Source organism: Colwellia ponticola (genome assembly GCF_005885605.1).
GTDB lineage: Bacteria > Pseudomonadota > Gammaproteobacteria > Enterobacterales > Alteromonadaceae > Colwellia > Colwellia ponticola.
Genome location: NZ_SZVP01000001.1, coordinates 16,684 through 34,161 on the forward strand (window position 1 = coordinate 16,684; position 17,478 = coordinate 34,161).

Consider the following 17,478-nt stretch of genomic DNA (forward strand, 5'->3'; position numbering starts at 1 on the left):
TTAGTGATACTCTTAATGTCAAAAAACAGCCTAGCAAAGCTCATTACGTCAAAACAAGGATTACTTGTGTCTTGGAAAAACACTGAAAACCACTACGGATCATTTTCAATTAAAATGCATTGGCTGATGGTTGTCTTAATGATTTTTGTTTTTGCCAGTATTGAAGGCAGGGTGTTCTTTGAAAAAGGCACTGAACTGCGAGAGCTATTTAAAATGTGGCACTTTATGCTAGGTTTATTAGTTTGCATCTTAGTCTGTGCTCGTCTCTATATTCACAGTGTGCAAAGACCCCCTCAAATAACGCCACCACTGTCTGCAATGCAAGTTTGGGCAGCTAAAGCCGCTCACCTAGCTTTGTATGGATTTATGATTGCTATGCCAATATTTGGCTGGTTTGTGCTAAGCGCCAAAGGTAAAGTGATCCCTTTTTTCGGCTTAGAATTACCGGCACTTATCCCTTTTGATAAAGCGTTTGGTAAGATATTAGAAGGTTGGCATAAAGAGATTGGAGCATGGGGTTACTACCTGATCGCCTTTCATGCAGGTGCTGCATTAGTGCATCACTACATCAAAAAAGATAATACCTTAACGCGTATGTTGCCAATCAAAAAGAAGTAGTGGTTTATTATCCATAGCAGACTCAAAACCACTTATTTGTTTAACTTAACTTATGTTAACTAAATTAAGTTAAAATAAGTTAAGAGTTTGAGTTACTACCGCTTAATGTTTTTTCAGTTCATTCGCTTTTAATAGCATTGATTTGCTTTCTTCAAGAAAGTCTTCTGCGTAATCACCAAACCAATCAGAAACATGGTTGAACATATCAACAAAAGAATCTTTATCATCAAGGCTAACATCTTCAAGTAACTCTAAAAAGCGATAAGCAAAACGCTTCATCATGCCAACATTGTCTTTATTAGAAAAAATGATATCGGCATAAAGTGTGGGGTCTTGGGCAAATAACCGGCCGACCATAATTAACTCTAATCGATAAATAGGCGAGCTCATCGCCACCAGTTTTTCGATATCAGCCCCTTCGCTCATCAAGTGATAACCGTAAGCAATAGTCGAGAAATGTCGCATCACCTGCACCATCGACATCGCTTCATCATGTTCATGTGCTTGTACCGGATAAATTTTAGCGCCCCACACTTCAAATTGTTCAAGTAACCATTGATATTGCTGAGGGTGGCGTCCTTCACAGCTAATAATGGTTTGCTTGATTAAGCCTGTTACATCGGGACCAAACATAGGATGTAAACCAACGACAGGGCCTGCGTGAGCCTTTTTCATTTCAAATAAGGGCGATTCTTTAATACTGGTTAAGTCAGCAAGAATACAGTTTGGGGGTAAGTTATTAAGTTGATGAATAACCATGGCAGTGAGTCGAATAGGTACAGCAACAATGACTAAGCTTGCCTGCGCTAAAATAGCCTTACTGTTTGGCCAGTCGTTTTGCTCAAGTATTTCCACTTGATAATTTGAACGCTGAAATAAATCAACAAAAATAGCGCCTAACTGCCCTTTACCACCAACAATAACAACTTTTTTACAGTCAGGGTTAACACAGCGATAGCCACTAGCATCTTGGCTAATGTAAGAGTCACGCATTAAACGACGTAAAACATCTTCAATCAAGTCTGGTGATAAACCAGCATCACTTGCTTGTAAGCGCCTTTTAGCAAATAGGCTGGCTTCACGTACGGGATCATAAATAGGTCTGCCAACACTACTTTTTAATTGACCAACCTTACTGGTAACGCTAAGTCGCCTTTGTAATAACTTAACTAAGTCACTGTCAATTTCATCAATCTCATCTCGTAAGAGGGTTAATTTTTTATCAAAGTCGGCATCTGAATTGTTCATTACAATCTCTTTTATAAAACGTTTTATCTAAAGCTAACGGCTCAAAATACTGACATAGAAAACGCGACATAAGCCGCGCTAATATTAGAGCTTAATACTAAATTGGTTATTAGCTAATACGTGACGCTAAACAAGCTGATAGTTGTGCATCAGTCTCGGCTAATAATTGTTCTGTTGCGGCAAAGTCAATACAGCCATCGGTAACAGAAACACCATAAGCTAATTTATCTTTAGCTAAGTCACTGCTTTGATTACCCGCATTAAGATTACTTTCTAACATTATACCAATAATAGATTTATTACCCGCACATATTTGTTTAACTACATCTTGAGCAACTAAAGGTTGGCGCGTGTAATCTTTACTGGAGTTACCATGACTACAATCAACAATAATTCCTGGCGAAAGACCTTGTTTAGCTAGGGCTTGTTCGCACTTTTCAATATTTTTTTCATCATAGTTAGGCGCAGAACCACCACGTAAAATAACATGACCATCAGGGTTACCACGTGTTTGAATTAAGGCAACCTGCCCTTGACGGTTAATTCCCATAAAGTGATGCGATGAAGCCGCTGATTGTAGTGCGTTTATCGCAACGCCTAAACTACCGTTAGTACCATTTTTAAAACCAATAGGCATTGACAAACCACTGGCCATTTCACGATGGGTTTGCGACTCTGTGGTACGCGCACCAATAGCTGACCAACTAAATACTTCTGCTAAATATTGAGGACTAATAGGGTCTAACGCCTCAGTGGCAATAGGTAAGCCAAGTTCCGTTATGTAAAGTATCAATTCACGCGCTTTTTTTAAGCCCATTTCCACTTCAAACGAACCATCCATCTTAGGATCGTTAATTAACCCCTTCCAACCAACTGTTGTACGTGGTTTTTCAAAGTAAACACGCATGACAATAAACAAAGACCCTTGGTATTTATCATGTAAGACTTTTAATTGGCGCGCATAATCTTTAGCCGCTTCTACATCATGCACAGAGCAAGGACCTGAAATAACCAGTAAACGAGGATCGCGTTTATGAATGATATCGCTAATAGTTTTACGCGATTGATGTACGAACTGACGCCCTTCGTCTGATAATGGCATTTGAGCACGAAGCGCTGCTGGAGTAATTAATACATGCTCAGCATTAACATAAATGTTATTTGAGCTAGTAGGTGCTGGTGATAGTTTGCTAGCTGTGGTCATTTTTTTTCCTTAAGACTAATTTTTTTATACTGGATTACTCTTAAATATTTACATCAAAGCGGTTTTTCGCTAACTAATTAAACAGCTTGAAACAAAATTAAACGTGGTATTTAGGAAAGGTAACGCTGACTTTTGTTAAGATTACGACTCGCCCAAAAAACATAAAGACTGTAAATATTTAATTACACCATTTGTACGTTTATTTTTACATTTTTTCACAGAACTGTATAGCATTAACTTGCGATAAATTGAGCTAAATTGAGCTAAATTGAGCTAAATCATACTCATTGACTAAAAGAATAATTCCCTACAAAACACGGGTAATGATAACGGACAATATTACGCAAAATACCCTCTTTGCATCCCCGTTGTGTGCTAAGTCAAAAAACAGTTTTATAAACAGTCATAAAAAAAGCACCTTGCGGTGCTTTTTTGTGAGTAACTTAATAGTTACTGTCTTAATAAATAAGCTAGGTAAGCTAAATATTAGCCACCATGGACAATACGTTTATTGATTAGGTCTTCAACAACACCTGGGTCTGCCAACGTAGAAGTATCACCTAACGTATCAATATCATTTTCAGCTATTTTACGTAAAATACGACGCATAATCTTACCTGAACGCGTTTTAGGTAAGCCCGGTGCCCATTGAATGTAATCAGGCTTAGCAAAACGACCTAATTCTTTAGCAACAAACTCTTTAAGCTCTTTGTTAAGATCTTCAGATTCGCTCGCATTACCCATTAACGTAACATAACAATATACGCCTTGGCCTTTAATTTCATGTGGGTAACCAACAACGGCGGCTTCAGCAACCGCTGGATGAAGTACTAACGCACTTTCAATCTCTGCTGTACCCAATCTGTGACCTGATACGTTAAGTACGTCATCAACACGACCAGTTATCCAGTAAAAGCCTTCATCATCACGTTTCGCACCGTCACCAGTAAAGTAATTACCTGGATATTGACCTAAGTAAGTATGGTAGAAGCGATTATGGTCGCCATAAACCGTACGTAATTGTCCTGGCCAACTTGCCGTCATCACTAATAGACCTGAATTTTCGCCTTCTAAGGTATTACCGTCTTTATCAAATAGCGCCGGTTGTACGCCAAAGAATGGTTTACCAGCACAACCAGGTTTCATATCAACCGCGCCAGGTAGCGAAGTAATTAAGATACCGCCTGTTTCAGTTTGCCACCAAGTATCAACAATAGGACAGTTGCCTTTACCAACAACTTCATAATACCAATGCCATGCTTCAGGGTTAATGGGTTCGCCTACCGAGCCTAATAAACGTAAAGAAGATAAGTCAGCTTGATTAACTAAATCGTCACCAACACTCATTAGGGCACGAATAGCGGTAGGTGCAGTATAGAATACGTTAACTTTATGTTTTTCACATACTTGCCAAAAACGACCAGCATCAGGGTAAGTAGGTACCCCTTCAAATACTAGCGTAGTTGCACCATTTGCTAATGGGCCGTAGAAAATATATGAGTGACCTGTGATCCAACCTGCATCGGCTGTACACCAGTAGATTTCGCCGTCTTGATAATCAAATACATATTTATGTGTCATTGCTGCGTATAAAATATAACCGCCACAAGTATGTACTACGCCTTTAGGTGTACCGGTTGAACCTGAAGTGTAGAGTACGAACAATGGATCTTCAGCATCCATTATTTCTGGTTCACATACCGCTTCTTGTTTAGCTACAGCCTCTTCATAGTTAATATCTGTTTTTTCATTCCAAGCAACATCACCACCGGTTCGCGCAACAACAATAACGGAATGAACTTGAGGACATTCTGCAACTGCTGCATCAACATTAGCTTTAAGGGGAATACGCTTACCACCACGTAAACTTTCATCAGCGGTAATAACCACTTGGCAATCAGCATCCATTACACGTGCTTTAATCGCTTCGGTAGAGAAACCACCAAAAATAACCGAGTGAATAGCACCAATACGTGCACACGCTAACATAGCGTAACCCACTTCAGGGATCATCGGCATGTAAATACAAACACGGTCGCCTTTTTTAACGCCACGTTCTTTTAATAAGTTAGCAAAACGACACACGTGATCATGTAATTCTTGATAAGTAACTTTTAAATCATCACTTGGATCATCACCTTCAAAAATAATCGCGGTGTCATTGGCTTTAGTCGCTAAATGGCGATCAATACAGTTATAACTAACGTTCAGCTTAGCGCCAGAAAACCAGTTAATTTCAGAATTTTTAAGATCAACTTTGCTCACGCTGTCCCAAGGTTTATACCAATCAATAAATTCTTTTGCTTGCTCACCCCAAAACACATCAGGTTGCTCAATTGATTGCTTATACATAGCATCGTATTTAGCGGCATCAATATGTGTATGCGCTTTGGCTTTCTCAGAAACTGGATAACAAGATTTTAATTCTTTCATTTTTCTTCCTTCGGACTTAACTTGAGGTTATTAACTTGAAGTATTTATCTTTATATTTTTTATTCTTCAACGCTTTATAATTATTAATCAACACCAAAACCATTTTCAATGTTATTTAAACATTATTAAAATATATTGCTAAAGTATTATTTTATTTATTGCCAACAACATACTTTTACAAGGACTAAAGCTAAAGATGATTTGATGACTAACATGCTAGAATTTTTAATGGGCTTTTCATATACGCCTTTAGTCTTAATTTACGTTTTTACTCTATAAAGTAGACTTTAGCTATTAAAAACCTCTCCAAGAAAAACATAACGCACTGAAATTTAATAATAAAATATTTTTAAGACTAGAGAAAGGCGGGTGACTTAGTATATTAATAACGACGACTAGTTACATCACTAATAGCGCAAGTTTATGTATTACTCAGTTGATTTTACTCATAAAAAAACCGAGTTAGTGACTCGGTTTTTTTTGTTCAATAAAAGATGGCATGCTACTTTAGTACTTAATCTTCAAAAGTACTGTCATCGTTTTCACGTTCAATAAAAGTTCTAACACCAGCTTTAGCAATAATTTCAATATAGAATGACGTTAAACCATCAACTTGTGTTTTATCAATACATTTATTGATATCTGACAACTGTACTGGTTCAGCTTCTTCTTTAGTATTACCAAATTGGCAATCAAAGTCCCAAAAATCAGCATCTGCAGGTAATTTTTTATTCCGTTCTCTTTTAAGGTATTTTTTAACCTCGTGCTTTACCGCATCAACGCGTCTTTCAAGTTTTATTTTTGGGTGTGTTAATTCAAATGTTTTTTTCATGGTTGGCCTTAAGTCTATGGCTAAAGTTGCTAGCTTTTAGGGCAATAGCAATGGGTATAAATATTAATGGCTGTATTTTACGTTACTTTCACGTAAGTAGCGAGATAGTGATGACTACACAGCTAAAAAAATATTACCTAACAAAATTATAATGACAACATTGCTTGAGTAGCGGCAATTAAATGATGTTTAGTGTTTGGTTCAACGGAAGCATGACCTGAAGCCTCACTGATAACTAAGGTTGAATTCGGCAAGTGCTTATGTAGTAACCAAGCATTGTCAGCCGGACAAACAATATCATAACGCCCATGGACGATAACGGTAGGTATATTTTTTATTGTATCGCAATTAGCTAAAATTTGGTTATCGGTTAAAAAGCAATCATTAACCATGTAATGTGCTTCATGGCGAGCTAATGTCCAGGCATGCTCATCACCCGTTGCCGCATCCACAAAGGCTTGGTCAGGTATGAGCGTACAACAGCGAATTTCCCAAATACTCCATGCGGTAGCTACTTTTTGTGCTAAGGCTTTATCTTCACCTACTAACATGGCATAAGCCGCTGTAGTAGTCGCTTGAGCACTGCCCTCAGGAAGTGCATCCACATACTCTTGCCAATAATCAGGAAATATACGCGTTGCGCCACCACCTGAAAAAGTCCAATGGGTGTCAACGTCTCGACCTAGAAAAATACCGCGTAATACTAAACTGCGTACACTTAAGGGATGCGTTTGAGCATAAACTAACGACAAGGTAGAGCCCCACGAGCCACCAAAAACATGCCACTGCTTAATGTTTAACTGTTGACGAATTTTTTCAATATCGTCAACCAAAAAGTGAGTTTCATTATGATCTAAGCAACCATGAGGTAATGAGCGACCGCAACCACGTTGATCAAATAAAATTATATGGTACTGCTTAGGGTCAAAAAACCGTCTGTCGTTCGTTGAGCAGCCACCACCAGGTCCGCCATGAATAAAAAGTACCGGTTGACCTTTTGGGTTACCGCATTGTTCTACATAGAGTTGATGCTGGCCATCAACTGCTAATAAAAAGTCATTAAAAGGGGATATTTCAGGATAAAAATCATTCATGCTATACAGTCACTACTATAAATAATGAGTTAAATTAGGTCACTTGGCTTAACTAAGTAAAGTTAAACTAAGTGACGCTCAACTTAAATCTAAGGCATACTTTTTTAATAGTTCAATAGGTACTATATCAAGTGCTTTAATATGAGTTTTTCGTAAATGCACTCTGGGTGCACTATCATTTTGATACGCTTCTAACCAGCGCATTGCACATAAGCACCATGTGTCACCAGGCTTTATACCTGCAAAATTAAACGCTGGTATTGGCGTTGATAAATCATTACCTTGAGCACGTGAAAACGCTAAAAAATGTTCGTTTGCTTCAATACAAATAGTATGTGAACCGACATCTTGCGGTGAAGTATTACACATATTATCACGGAAAAAACCCGTGACTGGGTCGCCACCACAACCGATTAACGCCTCACCAAAAATATTGATTGATTCATCCATTTCCATGCTTTTCTCCACTGCTTATTATTAGGGTCTGTTGATCTGTCAGGCTTAATACCAATGCCACTAATTATCTGATCATTTCTACTGGTTAAGACAACAAACTACTTCGTTATTTATTTAATTAAGAAAAGCATTATACCGATACCACTACAAATGGTAACCTGATTCTTCATGTTCAGATTGATCTAAACCATTCACTTCTTGCTCTTCACTTACACGTAAACCACCAGTGAGCAAGCTAACCAATTTAAGTAAAATATAAGTCACTACGGCAGTATAAATAAGCGTTGAGAATATACCTATTAACTGCACTCCAACTTGTTCGGCTATCGTGGTAATACCTTGAGCAAAACCAAAACCACTAAAAACGCCCAAATTAGTTGCCGAGAATAATCCTACTAATAAGGTACCTAAAATACCACCAACACCATGCACAGGAAATACATCTAAAGAATCATCAATGTGTAGTTTATGTTTGATATAAACCGTTGAATAAAAACAAACAACACCTGCACTAATACCAATAATTAAGGCGCCACCGGGTCCGACAAAACCAGAGGCGGGTGTTATCGTACCTAAACCAGCAACCATACCGGTAACCGCGCCTAAAACACTGGCTTTACCAAATTTTTTCCATTCTATAGCGGCCCAGGTTATGGTGCCTGCTGCCGCAGAAATATGAGTAACTAGCATCGCCATAGAAGCATCACCATTAGCGGCTAAAGCACTACCACCATTAAAACCAAACCAACCAACCCACAACATACCTGCACCAGTAACTGTCATGGTTAAGTTATGTGGCAACATAGGTGTTTTAGGAAAGCCCAAACGCGGTCCTACAACCAATGCAGCAACTAAAGCCGCTGTACCGGCGGTAATATGCACGACAATACCACCAGCAAAATCATAAATACCCATTTGCGCTAACCAACCGCCGCCCCAAACCCAATGAGTAACAGGAACATAAACAGCAAGTAACCAAGCTGCACTGAACATAAGTACCGCTGAAAACTTCATTCGCTCAGCAAAACCACCAATAATAAGTACTGGCGTTATCACGGCAAACGTCATTTGAAATAGCATAAATAAGCTTTCTGGAATATCCCCGGATAAAACATCTTTAGTAATACCATTCATCATTACCTTACTAAAGTCACCTATAAAAGCATTACCTTCAGAGAAAGCTAAACTGTAACCCACCAATAACCATAAAATTGAAGAGATTGAACCGATAGCAAAACATTGCATTAAAATGGAAAGCACATTTTTTTTACGCACCAAACCACCGTAAAAAAGTGCCACGCCTGGTAAGGTCATTAATAGCACTAATGCAGTAGACGTTAATATCCAGCTGGTATTAGCCCCATTGAGTTTCGTCTCTTCTGCCAATACCATTGTAGGAAAAAATAGACTAAGTAAGGTAAAGGATAAAAGTAAGGTTTTGCTCATAGTTGCTTCCATAATGAATAATTCAATAACTGAGCGTCTATTAGCACAAAGTGAGCCAAAAAAAATAAAAACTTATATATCAACATATTAGAGTATTAATAAATAAACAAAATGACGTTATGCACCAGTGTAGCGCAGCGTATCGCATCTTTGTGGTGCGCACTATACAGTACTCTTTACATCGGGTATTTTAGCTTGTTTTTCAGGCTCTTTTAATAACGACTTAATTGGGTACTCAAAGAAGGTAATGATTTAATGGAATAGAGTGTTCACAGTGCACTTTAACGACTAACAGGTATATAATAGCGCTCAACAATAAATGACTAACCGACGGTAAAAAAAATGGACTCACAACTACGCGATACAGCGAACATTGAAATAACGCCAATCATCGCGTTTTTCAAAAGCCTACAAGATAAAATTTGTCAGGCACTAGAAGAAGCTGACGGCACTGGAAAATTTATTGAAGATAACTGGCAGCGTAAAGAAGGTGGTGGCGGTAGAACTCGCGTGATGACCGATGGCACCGTTATTGAGCAAGGTGGGGTAAACTTTTCTGTGGTATCGGGGGATAAATTACCACCATCGGCTAGTGCTCATCGTCCAGAACTTGCTGGTAGAACTTGGCAAGCTTGTGGTGTTTCATTAGTTATTCACCCAAAAAATCCAAACATTCCTACCGCACACGCTAATGTACGCTTTTTCATTGCCGAAAAAGCAGGTGAAAAACCCGTATGGTGGTTTGGTGGTGGTTTTGATTTAACGCCTTTCTATCCAAAAAATGAAGACATCACGCACTGGCACCAAACCGCGTTCGATCTTTGTCAACCTTTTGGGGACAATGTATATAACGACCATAAAAAGTGGTGTGATGAATATTTCTATTTAAAACATCGTGATGAAACTCGTGGTGTTGGCGGCCTATTCTTTGATGATTTAAACCAATGGGATTTCGACACCTGCTTTGATTATGTCAAAGCAGTTGGCCAAGGGTTTATTGATGCTTATATACCTATTATGCAGCGCCGTAAAAATGATGCTTATGGTGAGCAAGAACGTCAGTTTCAGCTTTATCGCCGCGGTCGCTACGTAGAGTTTAATTTGGTATTTGATCGAGGTACATTATTTGGCTTACAGTCTGGTGGCAGAACAGAGTCAATTTTAATGTCTATGCCACCGCTCGCCCGCTGGGAATATAATTTCCAAGCCGATGAAAGTAGTAATGAGGCTAAATTAGCTGACTATCTAACGCCTAAAGATTGGTTAAACCTACTAAAGTAAAGCGTAAACGTACTATATTAAGGCGTTTATCAATATTTACAAATAAAAAAGCACTAATTAAATTTTTTAGTTAGTGCTTTTTTATAAGTCATTCTATGTTGAAGTTGGGATTGATAGTTACACATGACCTTGATTTTTGATTTGAGCTGATAATAGTTAATTACCAAGCTAACATAAAAGTCTTATTTAATGATGCCTAGGGTATAAGACCTAAGCCACCATTAAATAAGACTCTCGTCCTACATTTTTAGCTTTACGCTGGTAAGAGCCCTTACCTTTTTTCGCTTTAACTACCTGCATTTTATAAACTTTTGAGGTGACTAAGGCGGCTAAAAAGTTAGCTTTAATTTGTCCTCTACCCAGCTCTGTTGCATTATTGCCTCTTGTCGCTAATGGTTTGCTTTTCTTATTCATTACTTATCCTTTCTAGTTAAGCTACTTATTCAATTTGTATAATTTTTCTCACTAAACGCATCAGTGATTTAGATGAGTATACGCTTAAAATTGTAAATAAATAGCTATCTCAAAAAATTAATTTATTGACCAGTAAAGTGCTTATACCAATTTGATTAAATTTCTTCCCAACTCAATACTATGCCCGATGTGTAATAACAAGGCGAATTTTTTCGGTTTAGTCATTCTAAATCAAATAAATTTAACGCGGTTAGTATGTATCGAGCAAGTTACACCTAAGCCATTACTTCTGATCAACCCTTTTTATAAATACAAACAAAAAGACCTGAATAATTGCTTATTCAGGTCTTTGATCAAAATTTCTTTACAGAAAATGGTATAAAAAATATTTCTATTTTTTACCCAATTTTTCTTTGATACGTGCTTTACGGCCAGATAGCTCGCGCAAGTAGTAAAGTTTAGATTGACGAACAGCACCACGACGTTTAACTTCAATTGAATCAACAATCGGGCTATGTGTCTGGAATACACGTTCTACACCAACACCGTTCGAAATTTTACGAACAGTAAAAGCAGAATGTAAGCCGCGGTTTTTAATAGCAATAACTACACCTTCAAACGCTTGAAGACGTGATTTATCACCTTCTGTAACTTTAACTTGAACTACAACAGTATCGCCTGGGGCGTATGCTGGTAGATCTTTTTTCATTTGCTCTTGTTCGAGCATTTCAAGAATTTTACTCATAATACCTTCTTCCTAGTGTGCACAGTCTAAGTGGACCGCTTCGCTTTTTTTTTAATTAAAGCGAGTGCTTTTTCCTGCTCAGCTGTCAGAGCTAGGTTAGTTAATAATTCCGGTCTTCTAGACCAAGTTCTTAGCAAAGATTGCTCTTGTCGCCATAAGCGTATATGTTCATGATTACCACTAAGTAACACTTTCGGTACTGACATTTCTTCTCCGTTAGGAGTCGTTAGTACTTCTGGCCTGGTATAATGAGGACAGTCTAGTAAACCGTTAGAGAAGGAGTCCTGCTCTGCTGATTCTTTATGTCCTAAAACACCTGGCACTAAGCGTGCTACGGCATCAATAACATTCATCGCAGGGAGTTCACCACCACTTAAAATGTAATCGCCAACCGACCACTCTTCGTCAATATCTGACCCGATTAATCGTTCGTCTATGCCTTCATATCGTCCAGCAATAAATACTAGTTGATTATGTTGTGCTAATTCACTTACGCCTTGTTGATCAAGCTTTCGCCCTTGCGGAGACAAATAGATAACTTTGACATTACTCTCATAGTTACCGGACGCTAGCGCTGCTTTACTTGCGGCAGTTCTTGCAGCATGTATTGCATCTCGTAATGGCTGCACCATCATTAACATCCCCGGACCACCGCCATAAGGACGATCGTCAACGCTACGATGTTTATCATGGGTAAAGTCTCTTGGATTCCATAACTGAAAATCAATTAACCCATTACGAATCGCTCGCCCTGTTACCCCATACTCGGTAATAGCGTTAAACATTTCGGGAAAAAGGCTTATCACCCCAATCCACATTTTGTTATTCTCTTTATCAGAGGTAGTGCTACTCACAAGTTAAAAACCTGGATCCCAGTCAACACAAATTTGTTTATTTTCAATGCTAACCGATTCAATTACTTGTTCAAAAAGATAAGGAATTAACCGCTCTTTTTTACTAAAACCATCATTTAAGTTAGCTTTTACAACCAGTACGTCATTAGCGCCAGTTTCCATCATGTCTGAAACTACACCCAGGTCGTAACCTTTGTTAGTCACTACAGACATACCTATTAAATCGCGCCAGTAAAAATCGTCTTTCGACAATGCTGGCAACGCTGCTTCGTTGGTTAATATTTCTGAGCCGACTAATGCTTGCGCGTCATCTCTGTCATCAATACCAGCCACTTTCACAATAAGTACTTTGTTATGCTTGCGCCAATCAGTAATTTCAACTGATTGTATCTTATTTCCTAATTTTAATGACCAAGGAAAGTAGTCAAGTATGGCCTCAGTTTCATCGGTGAACGAATGAATTTTCAACCATCCTTTGATGCCGTAAACAGCGCCTACTTTACCTAAGATGATTAGATCTTCTTTACTCACAAAATTCTCCTACTACCTACTAAGTAATTAAGCCGCAGTTGCGTCTTTAACTAACTTAGCCACACGATCAGATACTGTTGCACCTTGACCTACCCAATGGGTAACACGGTCTAGGTCTAAGCGTAATTTTTCTGCTTGACCTTGTGCTGTCGGGTTGAAGAAACCAACTTTCTCGATGAAACGACCATCGCGAGAGTTACGGCTATCTGCAACAACAACCTGATAGAATGGACGCTTTTTAGCGCCGCCACGAGCTAAACGAATGGTAACCATATCGTCCTCTATATATGTTAAGTGTAAAAACGGATTTTCCAGACATTTCCTATCGACAAGCGACAGAAAAGCTCGCGTATTATACGCTTCTGGTATAATTTTACAAGCTTAGTTTCGCTATTGAGTGAAGAGTATTATGAAGGGAATGTCGATGATGGTGCTGATAGCCATTGCATAAACGGCACTATATTATACTCGTTCACTTTAGTCGTATTAATTGACAACCTTCACTTACCAACAACATCGGTTAATAAAAAGGCCGCAAAGCGACCTTTAATTTAGTGTCAAACGAGAGTAAAAGTGATAATGAGGTGACTAGAGTTAAAGTCTAACGACCGAACATACCACCGCCACCTGGTGGCATCATGCCTTGCATACCTCGCATCATTTTTTTCATGCCACCTTTACCTGACATTTTTTTCATCATTTTTTGCATCTGAGCGAATTGTTTAAGAAGTTTATTAACATCTTGAATTTTTGTACCTGAGCCAGCAGCAATACGACGTTTACGTGAACCTTTAATAATATCAGGACGTTCTCGTTCACCAGGCGTCATAGAGTTAATAATAGCTTCCATTTGCACGGTAATTTTATCATCCATCTGATCTTTAATTTTATCAGACATATTACCCATGCCAGGGAGCTTATCCATCATACCCATCATGCCGCCCATATTTTTCATTTGGACAAGCTGGTCACGAAAATCTTCTAAGCTAAAACCTTTACCACTTTTTACTTTTTTGGCGAGTTTTTCAGCTTGCTTTCTATCAACTTTCTGTTCAATTTTTTCAACCAGTGACAGTACATCCCCCATACCTAAAATACGTGAGGCGATACGGTCTGGGTGGAAAGGCTCAAGTGCTTCAATTTTTTCACCAACCCCCATAAACTTAATCGGTTTACCGGTAATATGACGAATTGACAACGCTGCACCGCCACGTGCATCACCATCGGTTTTCGTTAAGATAATACCGGTTAATGGTAGTGCATCATTGAAAGCTTTAGCGGTATTAGCCGCATCTTGCCCGGTCATGGCATCAACAGTAAACAGTGTTTCTATAGGATTGATAGCCGCATGAAGCTGTTGAATTTCGCCCATCATATTTTCATCAATATGTAAGCGCCCAGCGGTATCGACAATTACCACATCAAAAAAGTTTTTCTTGGCGTGATCAATGGCAGCATTGGCAATATCAATAGGCTTTTGTGAAATATCACTAGGGAAAAAGCCAACATTAATTTCTTGTGCTAAGGTTTCTAGCTGCTTAATAGCCGCTGGGCGATAAACATCGGCACTAACTACTAATACCTTTTTCTTTTCACGTTCTGTTAAAAATTTGGCTAATTTAGCTACTGAGGTAGTTTTACCCGCACCTTGTAAACCGGCCATTAAAACGATGGCTGGTGGCGCTGCTCTTAAATCAAGAGCTTCGTTAACATCACCCATAGCCGCTTCAAGTTCTTTTTGTACTATTTTTACAAAAACTTGCCCCGGCGTAAGACTTTTAGAAACATCGGTGCCAACGGCGCGTTCTTTTACTTTAGCAACAAATTCACGAATAACGGGTAAAGCAACATCGGCTTCAAGTAATGCCATACGCACTTCACGTAAGGTATCTTTTATATTGTCTTCAGTTAAGCGGCCACGGCCACTAATATTTTTAAGCGTTTTACTTAAGCGATCGGAAAGATTGTCAAACATGGAATACTCTAACAGCGAAATATTGATAAGGTTAATGCTGCTATTATACCCAAATATCGCTAAGATGCGACTGTAGATAATTTAACTATGAAGTAATTGACATAAAATAACTTAGGGAAGCATAAGTTATAGTGCTGTGGGGAAGGTTGGCGTGATATAATATTGCTAATTTTTAACCTCATGCGTTAGATCCACTAACGCTAATAAATAATCGATTCAATATAGGTATTTATGGAACAGCTAACCGCCTTAGCGACAAATTTTCTAGACTTAAGTGCCGAAGCAAGCCCTTGGTTACTATTAGGCTTAGTCATTGCAGGGTTAATGAAAGCTTGGGTACCTAGTAAAGTATTAAGTAAACACTTGGGGCAAGGAAAGTTGGCTATTGTAAAAGCCGCATTAATTGGTGCTCCATTACCGCTATGTTCATGTGGCGTTATTCCCGTTGCCACAGAGTTAAGACGAAGCGGTGCTTCAGCGTCTGCTACCTCTTCTTTTTTAGTAGCAACCCCGGAAACAGGCATTGATTCAGTATCGGTTTCTTACGCCTTGCTTGGCCCTGTTTTTGCTATTTATCGCCCTATTGCCGCTATTATGTCTGCCATTATTACCGGGTTATTAGTCTCAGGTATTAAAAACGAAGATATAAAATCTTCTCCCCCCGATAAAAACACGACTAAGGGTTGCGCTAAAACCAATAGCCAAGACAGTGTCAAAAAAACCGAACAGGTCGGTTGTTGTAGTAGTAAAAAAGTTGAGATAGTTGAAGAGGTGATTGTAAAGCCTGAATCTACAGCATCGTGTTGCGCTAGTAAAAATAAGACAGCTGCGGTAACAAAAAATCAGTTTCTAGCTAAAACTAAGCAAGGTATTTATTATGCGTCAACCACATTGATTGACGATATTATCACTTGGCTCTTCATCGGATTAGTTTTCGCATCACTCGTTCGAACATTTTTACCTGAAGAATTGTTGTTAAGTTATGGTAGTGGCTTACCGGCTATGTTGTTAATGGTATTAATCTCTATCCCTATGTATATTTGCGCAACCGCTTCAACACCGATTGCCGCAGGGTTTATTATGGCGGGGTTATCGCCAGGTACTGCCTTGGTATTTATGATGGCAGGACCTGCTACCAATATTTCAACACTGGGCGTTATTCGTAATGAAATGGGTAACGCGATATTAATTAGGTATTTACTTGGTGTAGCATTGTGCGCCATCGGTTTTGCGCTGTTACTTGATTTTGCCCTTAACTTTTATGACATTAATATTAGCGAACAAATGCAACATAGTCATGAGCTCTTACCTAAGTGGTTTGGTTTAAGCTGTGCCGGTTTAATTGCTTTTCTAGCGATTAAACCAGTGAGAAAGTTGTTAATAAGAGCTTAATTTAATGGTTAACGTTATGGTAAATTTAAGTAAATTACGATTCATCACATGGCGCTGAAGATTTTATCTGATAGAATAATTTTTTACGCGTATTTCAAGTTGTTTTTAGGGGTTTTGAAGTGGATTTTTTGGTTATAGGTTCAAGTTTAGCATTTATGCTTTATATGCTTGCTACATTAGCAATAGTGACGCGCTTATTTCACCCTAAAGGGCCTAATATAACCCTAGTATTAAGTTTAGCGGTCTCTGCTATTGTAATACACGCTTTTAATGATGCTTTATTGTCTTTTTCTCAAAACGTCATTAATTTCAATTTACCCAATGTAATCTCACTAGTGAGTTTACTCATAACGATAGTAGTCACCTTAGTGGCCTTGAAATTTAAAGTTAACTTATTGCTACCAGTTGTGTATGGTTTTACCGGTTTATGGCAGTTAGTGGTTATTTTTTTACCGCCAATCGATTCAATTCCTTTGGTGGTTGAGAAGATATTCTTACTCAGCCATATTAGTTTTGCGTTAGTGGCTTACTGCGTGCTTATCATTGCAACTTTATTTGCTTTTCAAGTCACTTATATTAACTTTAAACTCAAAAGTAAAAACTTAACCGCGGTGGCTCATTTACCGCCGTTAATGCAGGTTGAAAAACAGCTTTTTACCATATTAACTGCTGGTACAGCCATTTTATTGGTGAGTGAACTAATTGGTTTTATCTTTTTAGATGGTTTTTTAGCAAAAGAAAGTGCTCATAAAACTATATTATCATTAGTATCTCTCGCCATTTATAGCCTTATTCTGTGGGGTCACTTTGAAAAAGGTTGGCGCGGACACCGAGTATTAGTTTTAATGGTAACCGCCAGTAGTTTACTAACGCTTGCCTACTTTGGTAGTCGATTCGTTAAAGAATTTATTTTATAAATCTCAGTCATTGTTTACTAGTGCGCCTATACGTTAGC

General features: G+C 38.5%; 17 protein-coding genes. 4 read left to right on the plus strand and 13 right to left on the minus strand.

Annotation, left to right across the window (positions count from 1 at the left end; translation table 11 throughout):
• Window positions 1-66 precede the first annotated feature (66 nt).
• A complete protein-coding gene (locus tag FCS21_RS00065) occupies window positions 67-618 on the plus strand; it encodes a cytochrome b (protein WP_138619954.1) in 552 nt (183 codons plus the stop codon).
• A gap of 102 nt (window positions 619-720) precedes the next feature.
• Here the strand turns inward: FCS21_RS00065 and tyrA are convergent, their stop codons facing one another.
• The 7 genes from tyrA to FCS21_RS00100 form a co-directional block, all read right to left on the minus strand.
• Window positions 721-1,866: a bifunctional chorismate mutase/prephenate dehydrogenase gene (gene tyrA / locus FCS21_RS00070; protein WP_138619955.1), complete on the minus strand. Its 1,146-nt coding sequence runs from the start codon at window positions 1,864-1,866 to the stop codon at window positions 721-723.
• A gap of 109 nt (window positions 1,867-1,975) precedes the next feature.
• Window positions 1,976-3,070, minus strand: a complete 1,095-nt coding sequence (locus FCS21_RS00075; protein WP_138619956.1) for a 3-deoxy-7-phosphoheptulonate synthase — start codon at window positions 3,068-3,070, stop codon at window positions 1,976-1,978.
• A 486-nt stretch (window positions 3,071-3,556) separates the two neighbouring features.
• Window positions 3,557-5,503, minus strand: coding sequence for an acetate--CoA ligase (gene acs / locus FCS21_RS00080; protein ID WP_138619957.1), 1,947 nt, complete (start codon window positions 5,501-5,503; stop codon window positions 3,557-3,559).
• Between the two features lie 514 nt (window positions 5,504-6,017).
• Window positions 6,018-6,335: a DUF6172 family protein gene (locus tag FCS21_RS00085; RefSeq protein WP_138619958.1), complete on the minus strand. Its 318-nt coding sequence runs from the start codon at window positions 6,333-6,335 to the stop codon at window positions 6,018-6,020.
• Between the two features lie 146 nt (window positions 6,336-6,481).
• Window positions 6,482-7,429, minus strand: a complete 948-nt coding sequence (pip, locus tag FCS21_RS00090) for a prolyl aminopeptidase (RefSeq protein ID WP_138619959.1) — start codon at window positions 7,427-7,429, stop codon at window positions 6,482-6,484.
• A gap of 78 nt (window positions 7,430-7,507) precedes the next feature.
• The gene (locus FCS21_RS00095) at window positions 7,508-7,885 is read right to left on the minus strand and encodes a DUF2237 family protein (protein ID WP_138619960.1); all 378 of its coding nucleotides are present in this window, start codon (window positions 7,883-7,885) and stop codon (window positions 7,508-7,510) included.
• 144 nt (window positions 7,886-8,029) lie between these two features.
• Entirely contained in the window at window positions 8,030-9,331 is a 1,302-nt protein-coding gene (locus FCS21_RS00100; RefSeq protein ID WP_138619962.1) for an ammonium transporter, read from the minus strand.
• A 342-nt stretch (window positions 9,332-9,673) separates the two neighbouring features.
• Here FCS21_RS00100 and hemF point away from each other — a divergent pair, with 342 nt between their 5' ends.
• Window positions 9,674-10,612: an oxygen-dependent coproporphyrinogen oxidase gene (gene hemF, locus FCS21_RS00105; protein WP_171035606.1), complete on the plus strand. Its 939-nt coding sequence runs from the start codon at window positions 9,674-9,676 to the stop codon at window positions 10,610-10,612.
• A 210-nt stretch (window positions 10,613-10,822) separates the two neighbouring features.
• Here hemF and arfA read toward each other — a convergent pair whose 3' ends face one another.
• The 6 genes from arfA to ffh all read right to left on the minus strand — a co-directional run bounded on the left by arfA (window position 10,823) and on the right by ffh (window position 15,131).
• On the minus strand, window positions 10,823-11,026 hold the full coding sequence (arfA, locus tag FCS21_RS00110) for an alternative ribosome rescue factor ArfA (protein WP_138619963.1): 204 nt from the start codon (window positions 11,024-11,026) through the stop codon (window positions 10,823-10,825).
• Between the two features lie 391 nt (window positions 11,027-11,417).
• Window positions 11,418-11,771: a 50S ribosomal protein L19 gene (gene rplS / locus FCS21_RS00115; protein WP_138619964.1), complete on the minus strand. Its 354-nt coding sequence runs from the start codon at window positions 11,769-11,771 to the stop codon at window positions 11,418-11,420.
• 26 nt (window positions 11,772-11,797) lie between these two features.
• Entirely contained in the window at window positions 11,798-12,589 is a 792-nt protein-coding gene (gene trmD, locus FCS21_RS00120) for a tRNA (guanosine(37)-N1)-methyltransferase TrmD (protein WP_138620479.1), read from the minus strand.
• Window positions 12,590-12,628: 39 nt separating this feature from the next.
• Complete coding sequence (rimM, locus tag FCS21_RS00125; protein WP_138619965.1) at window positions 12,629-13,156, minus strand: ribosome maturation factor RimM; 528 nt, start codon at window positions 13,154-13,156, stop codon at window positions 12,629-12,631.
• A gap of 27 nt (window positions 13,157-13,183) precedes the next feature.
• On the minus strand, window positions 13,184-13,429 hold the full coding sequence (gene rpsP, locus FCS21_RS00130; RefSeq protein ID WP_138619966.1) for a 30S ribosomal protein S16: 246 nt from the start codon (window positions 13,427-13,429) through the stop codon (window positions 13,184-13,186).
• Window positions 13,430-13,757: 328 nt separating this feature from the next.
• Window positions 13,758-15,131, minus strand: coding sequence for a signal recognition particle protein (gene ffh, locus FCS21_RS00135; RefSeq protein WP_138619967.1), 1,374 nt, complete (start codon window positions 15,129-15,131; stop codon window positions 13,758-13,760).
• A 231-nt stretch (window positions 15,132-15,362) separates the two neighbouring features.
• Between ffh and FCS21_RS00140 the strand changes: the two genes are divergently transcribed.
• Window positions 15,363-16,523: an SO_0444 family Cu/Zn efflux transporter gene (locus tag FCS21_RS00140; RefSeq protein ID WP_138619968.1), complete on the plus strand. Its 1,161-nt coding sequence runs from the start codon at window positions 15,363-15,365 to the stop codon at window positions 16,521-16,523.
• 119 nt (window positions 16,524-16,642) lie between these two features.
• Window positions 16,643-17,440 (plus strand): cytochrome C assembly family protein, encoded by a 798-nt coding sequence (locus FCS21_RS00145; RefSeq protein ID WP_138619969.1) that lies wholly within the window; start codon window positions 16,643-16,645, stop codon window positions 17,438-17,440.
• The last annotated feature ends 38 nt before the right edge of the window (window positions 17,441-17,478 follow it).

Bases quoted from the DNA above. Each gene is read 5' to 3' on its own strand.
- hemF (WP_171035606.1), top strand. From the start codon at position 9,674: ATGGACTCACAACTACGCGATACAGCGAACATTGAAATAACGCCAATC.
- rpsP (WP_138619966.1), bottom strand. From the start codon at position 13,429: ATGGTTACCATTCGTTTAGCTCGTGGCGGCGCTAAAAAGCGTCCATTC.
- acs (WP_138619957.1), bottom strand. From the start codon at position 5,503: ATGAAAGAATTAAAATCTTGTTATCCAGTTTCTGAGAAAGCCAAAGCG.
- arfA (WP_138619963.1), bottom strand. From the start codon at position 11,026: ATGAATAAGAAAAGCAAACCATTAGCGACAAGAGGCAATAATGCAACA.
- tyrA (WP_138619955.1), bottom strand. From the start codon at position 1,866: ATGAACAATTCAGATGCCGACTTTGATAAAAAATTAACCCTCTTACGA.
- trmD (WP_138620479.1), bottom strand. From the start codon at position 12,589: ATGTGGATTGGGGTGATAAGCCTTTTTCCCGAAATGTTTAACGCTATT.
- rplS (WP_138619964.1), bottom strand. From the start codon at position 11,771: ATGAGTAAAATTCTTGAAATGCTCGAACAAGAGCAAATGAAAAAAGAT.
- pip (WP_138619959.1), bottom strand. From the start codon at position 7,429: ATGAATGATTTTTATCCTGAAATATCCCCTTTTAATGACTTTTTATTA.
- FCS21_RS00075 (WP_138619956.1), bottom strand. From the start codon at position 3,070: ATGACCACAGCTAGCAAACTATCACCAGCACCTACTAGCTCAAATAAC.
- ffh (WP_138619967.1), bottom strand. From the start codon at position 15,131: ATGTTTGACAATCTTTCCGATCGCTTAAGTAAAACGCTTAAAAATATT.
- FCS21_RS00095 (WP_138619960.1), bottom strand. From the start codon at position 7,885: ATGGAAATGGATGAATCAATCAATATTTTTGGTGAGGCGTTAATCGGT.
- FCS21_RS00100 (WP_138619962.1), bottom strand. From the start codon at position 9,331: ATGAGCAAAACCTTACTTTTATCCTTTACCTTACTTAGTCTATTTTTT.
- FCS21_RS00140 (WP_138619968.1), top strand. From the start codon at position 15,363: ATGGAACAGCTAACCGCCTTAGCGACAAATTTTCTAGACTTAAGTGCC.
- FCS21_RS00085 (WP_138619958.1), bottom strand. From the start codon at position 6,335: ATGAAAAAAACATTTGAATTAACACACCCAAAAATAAAACTTGAAAGA.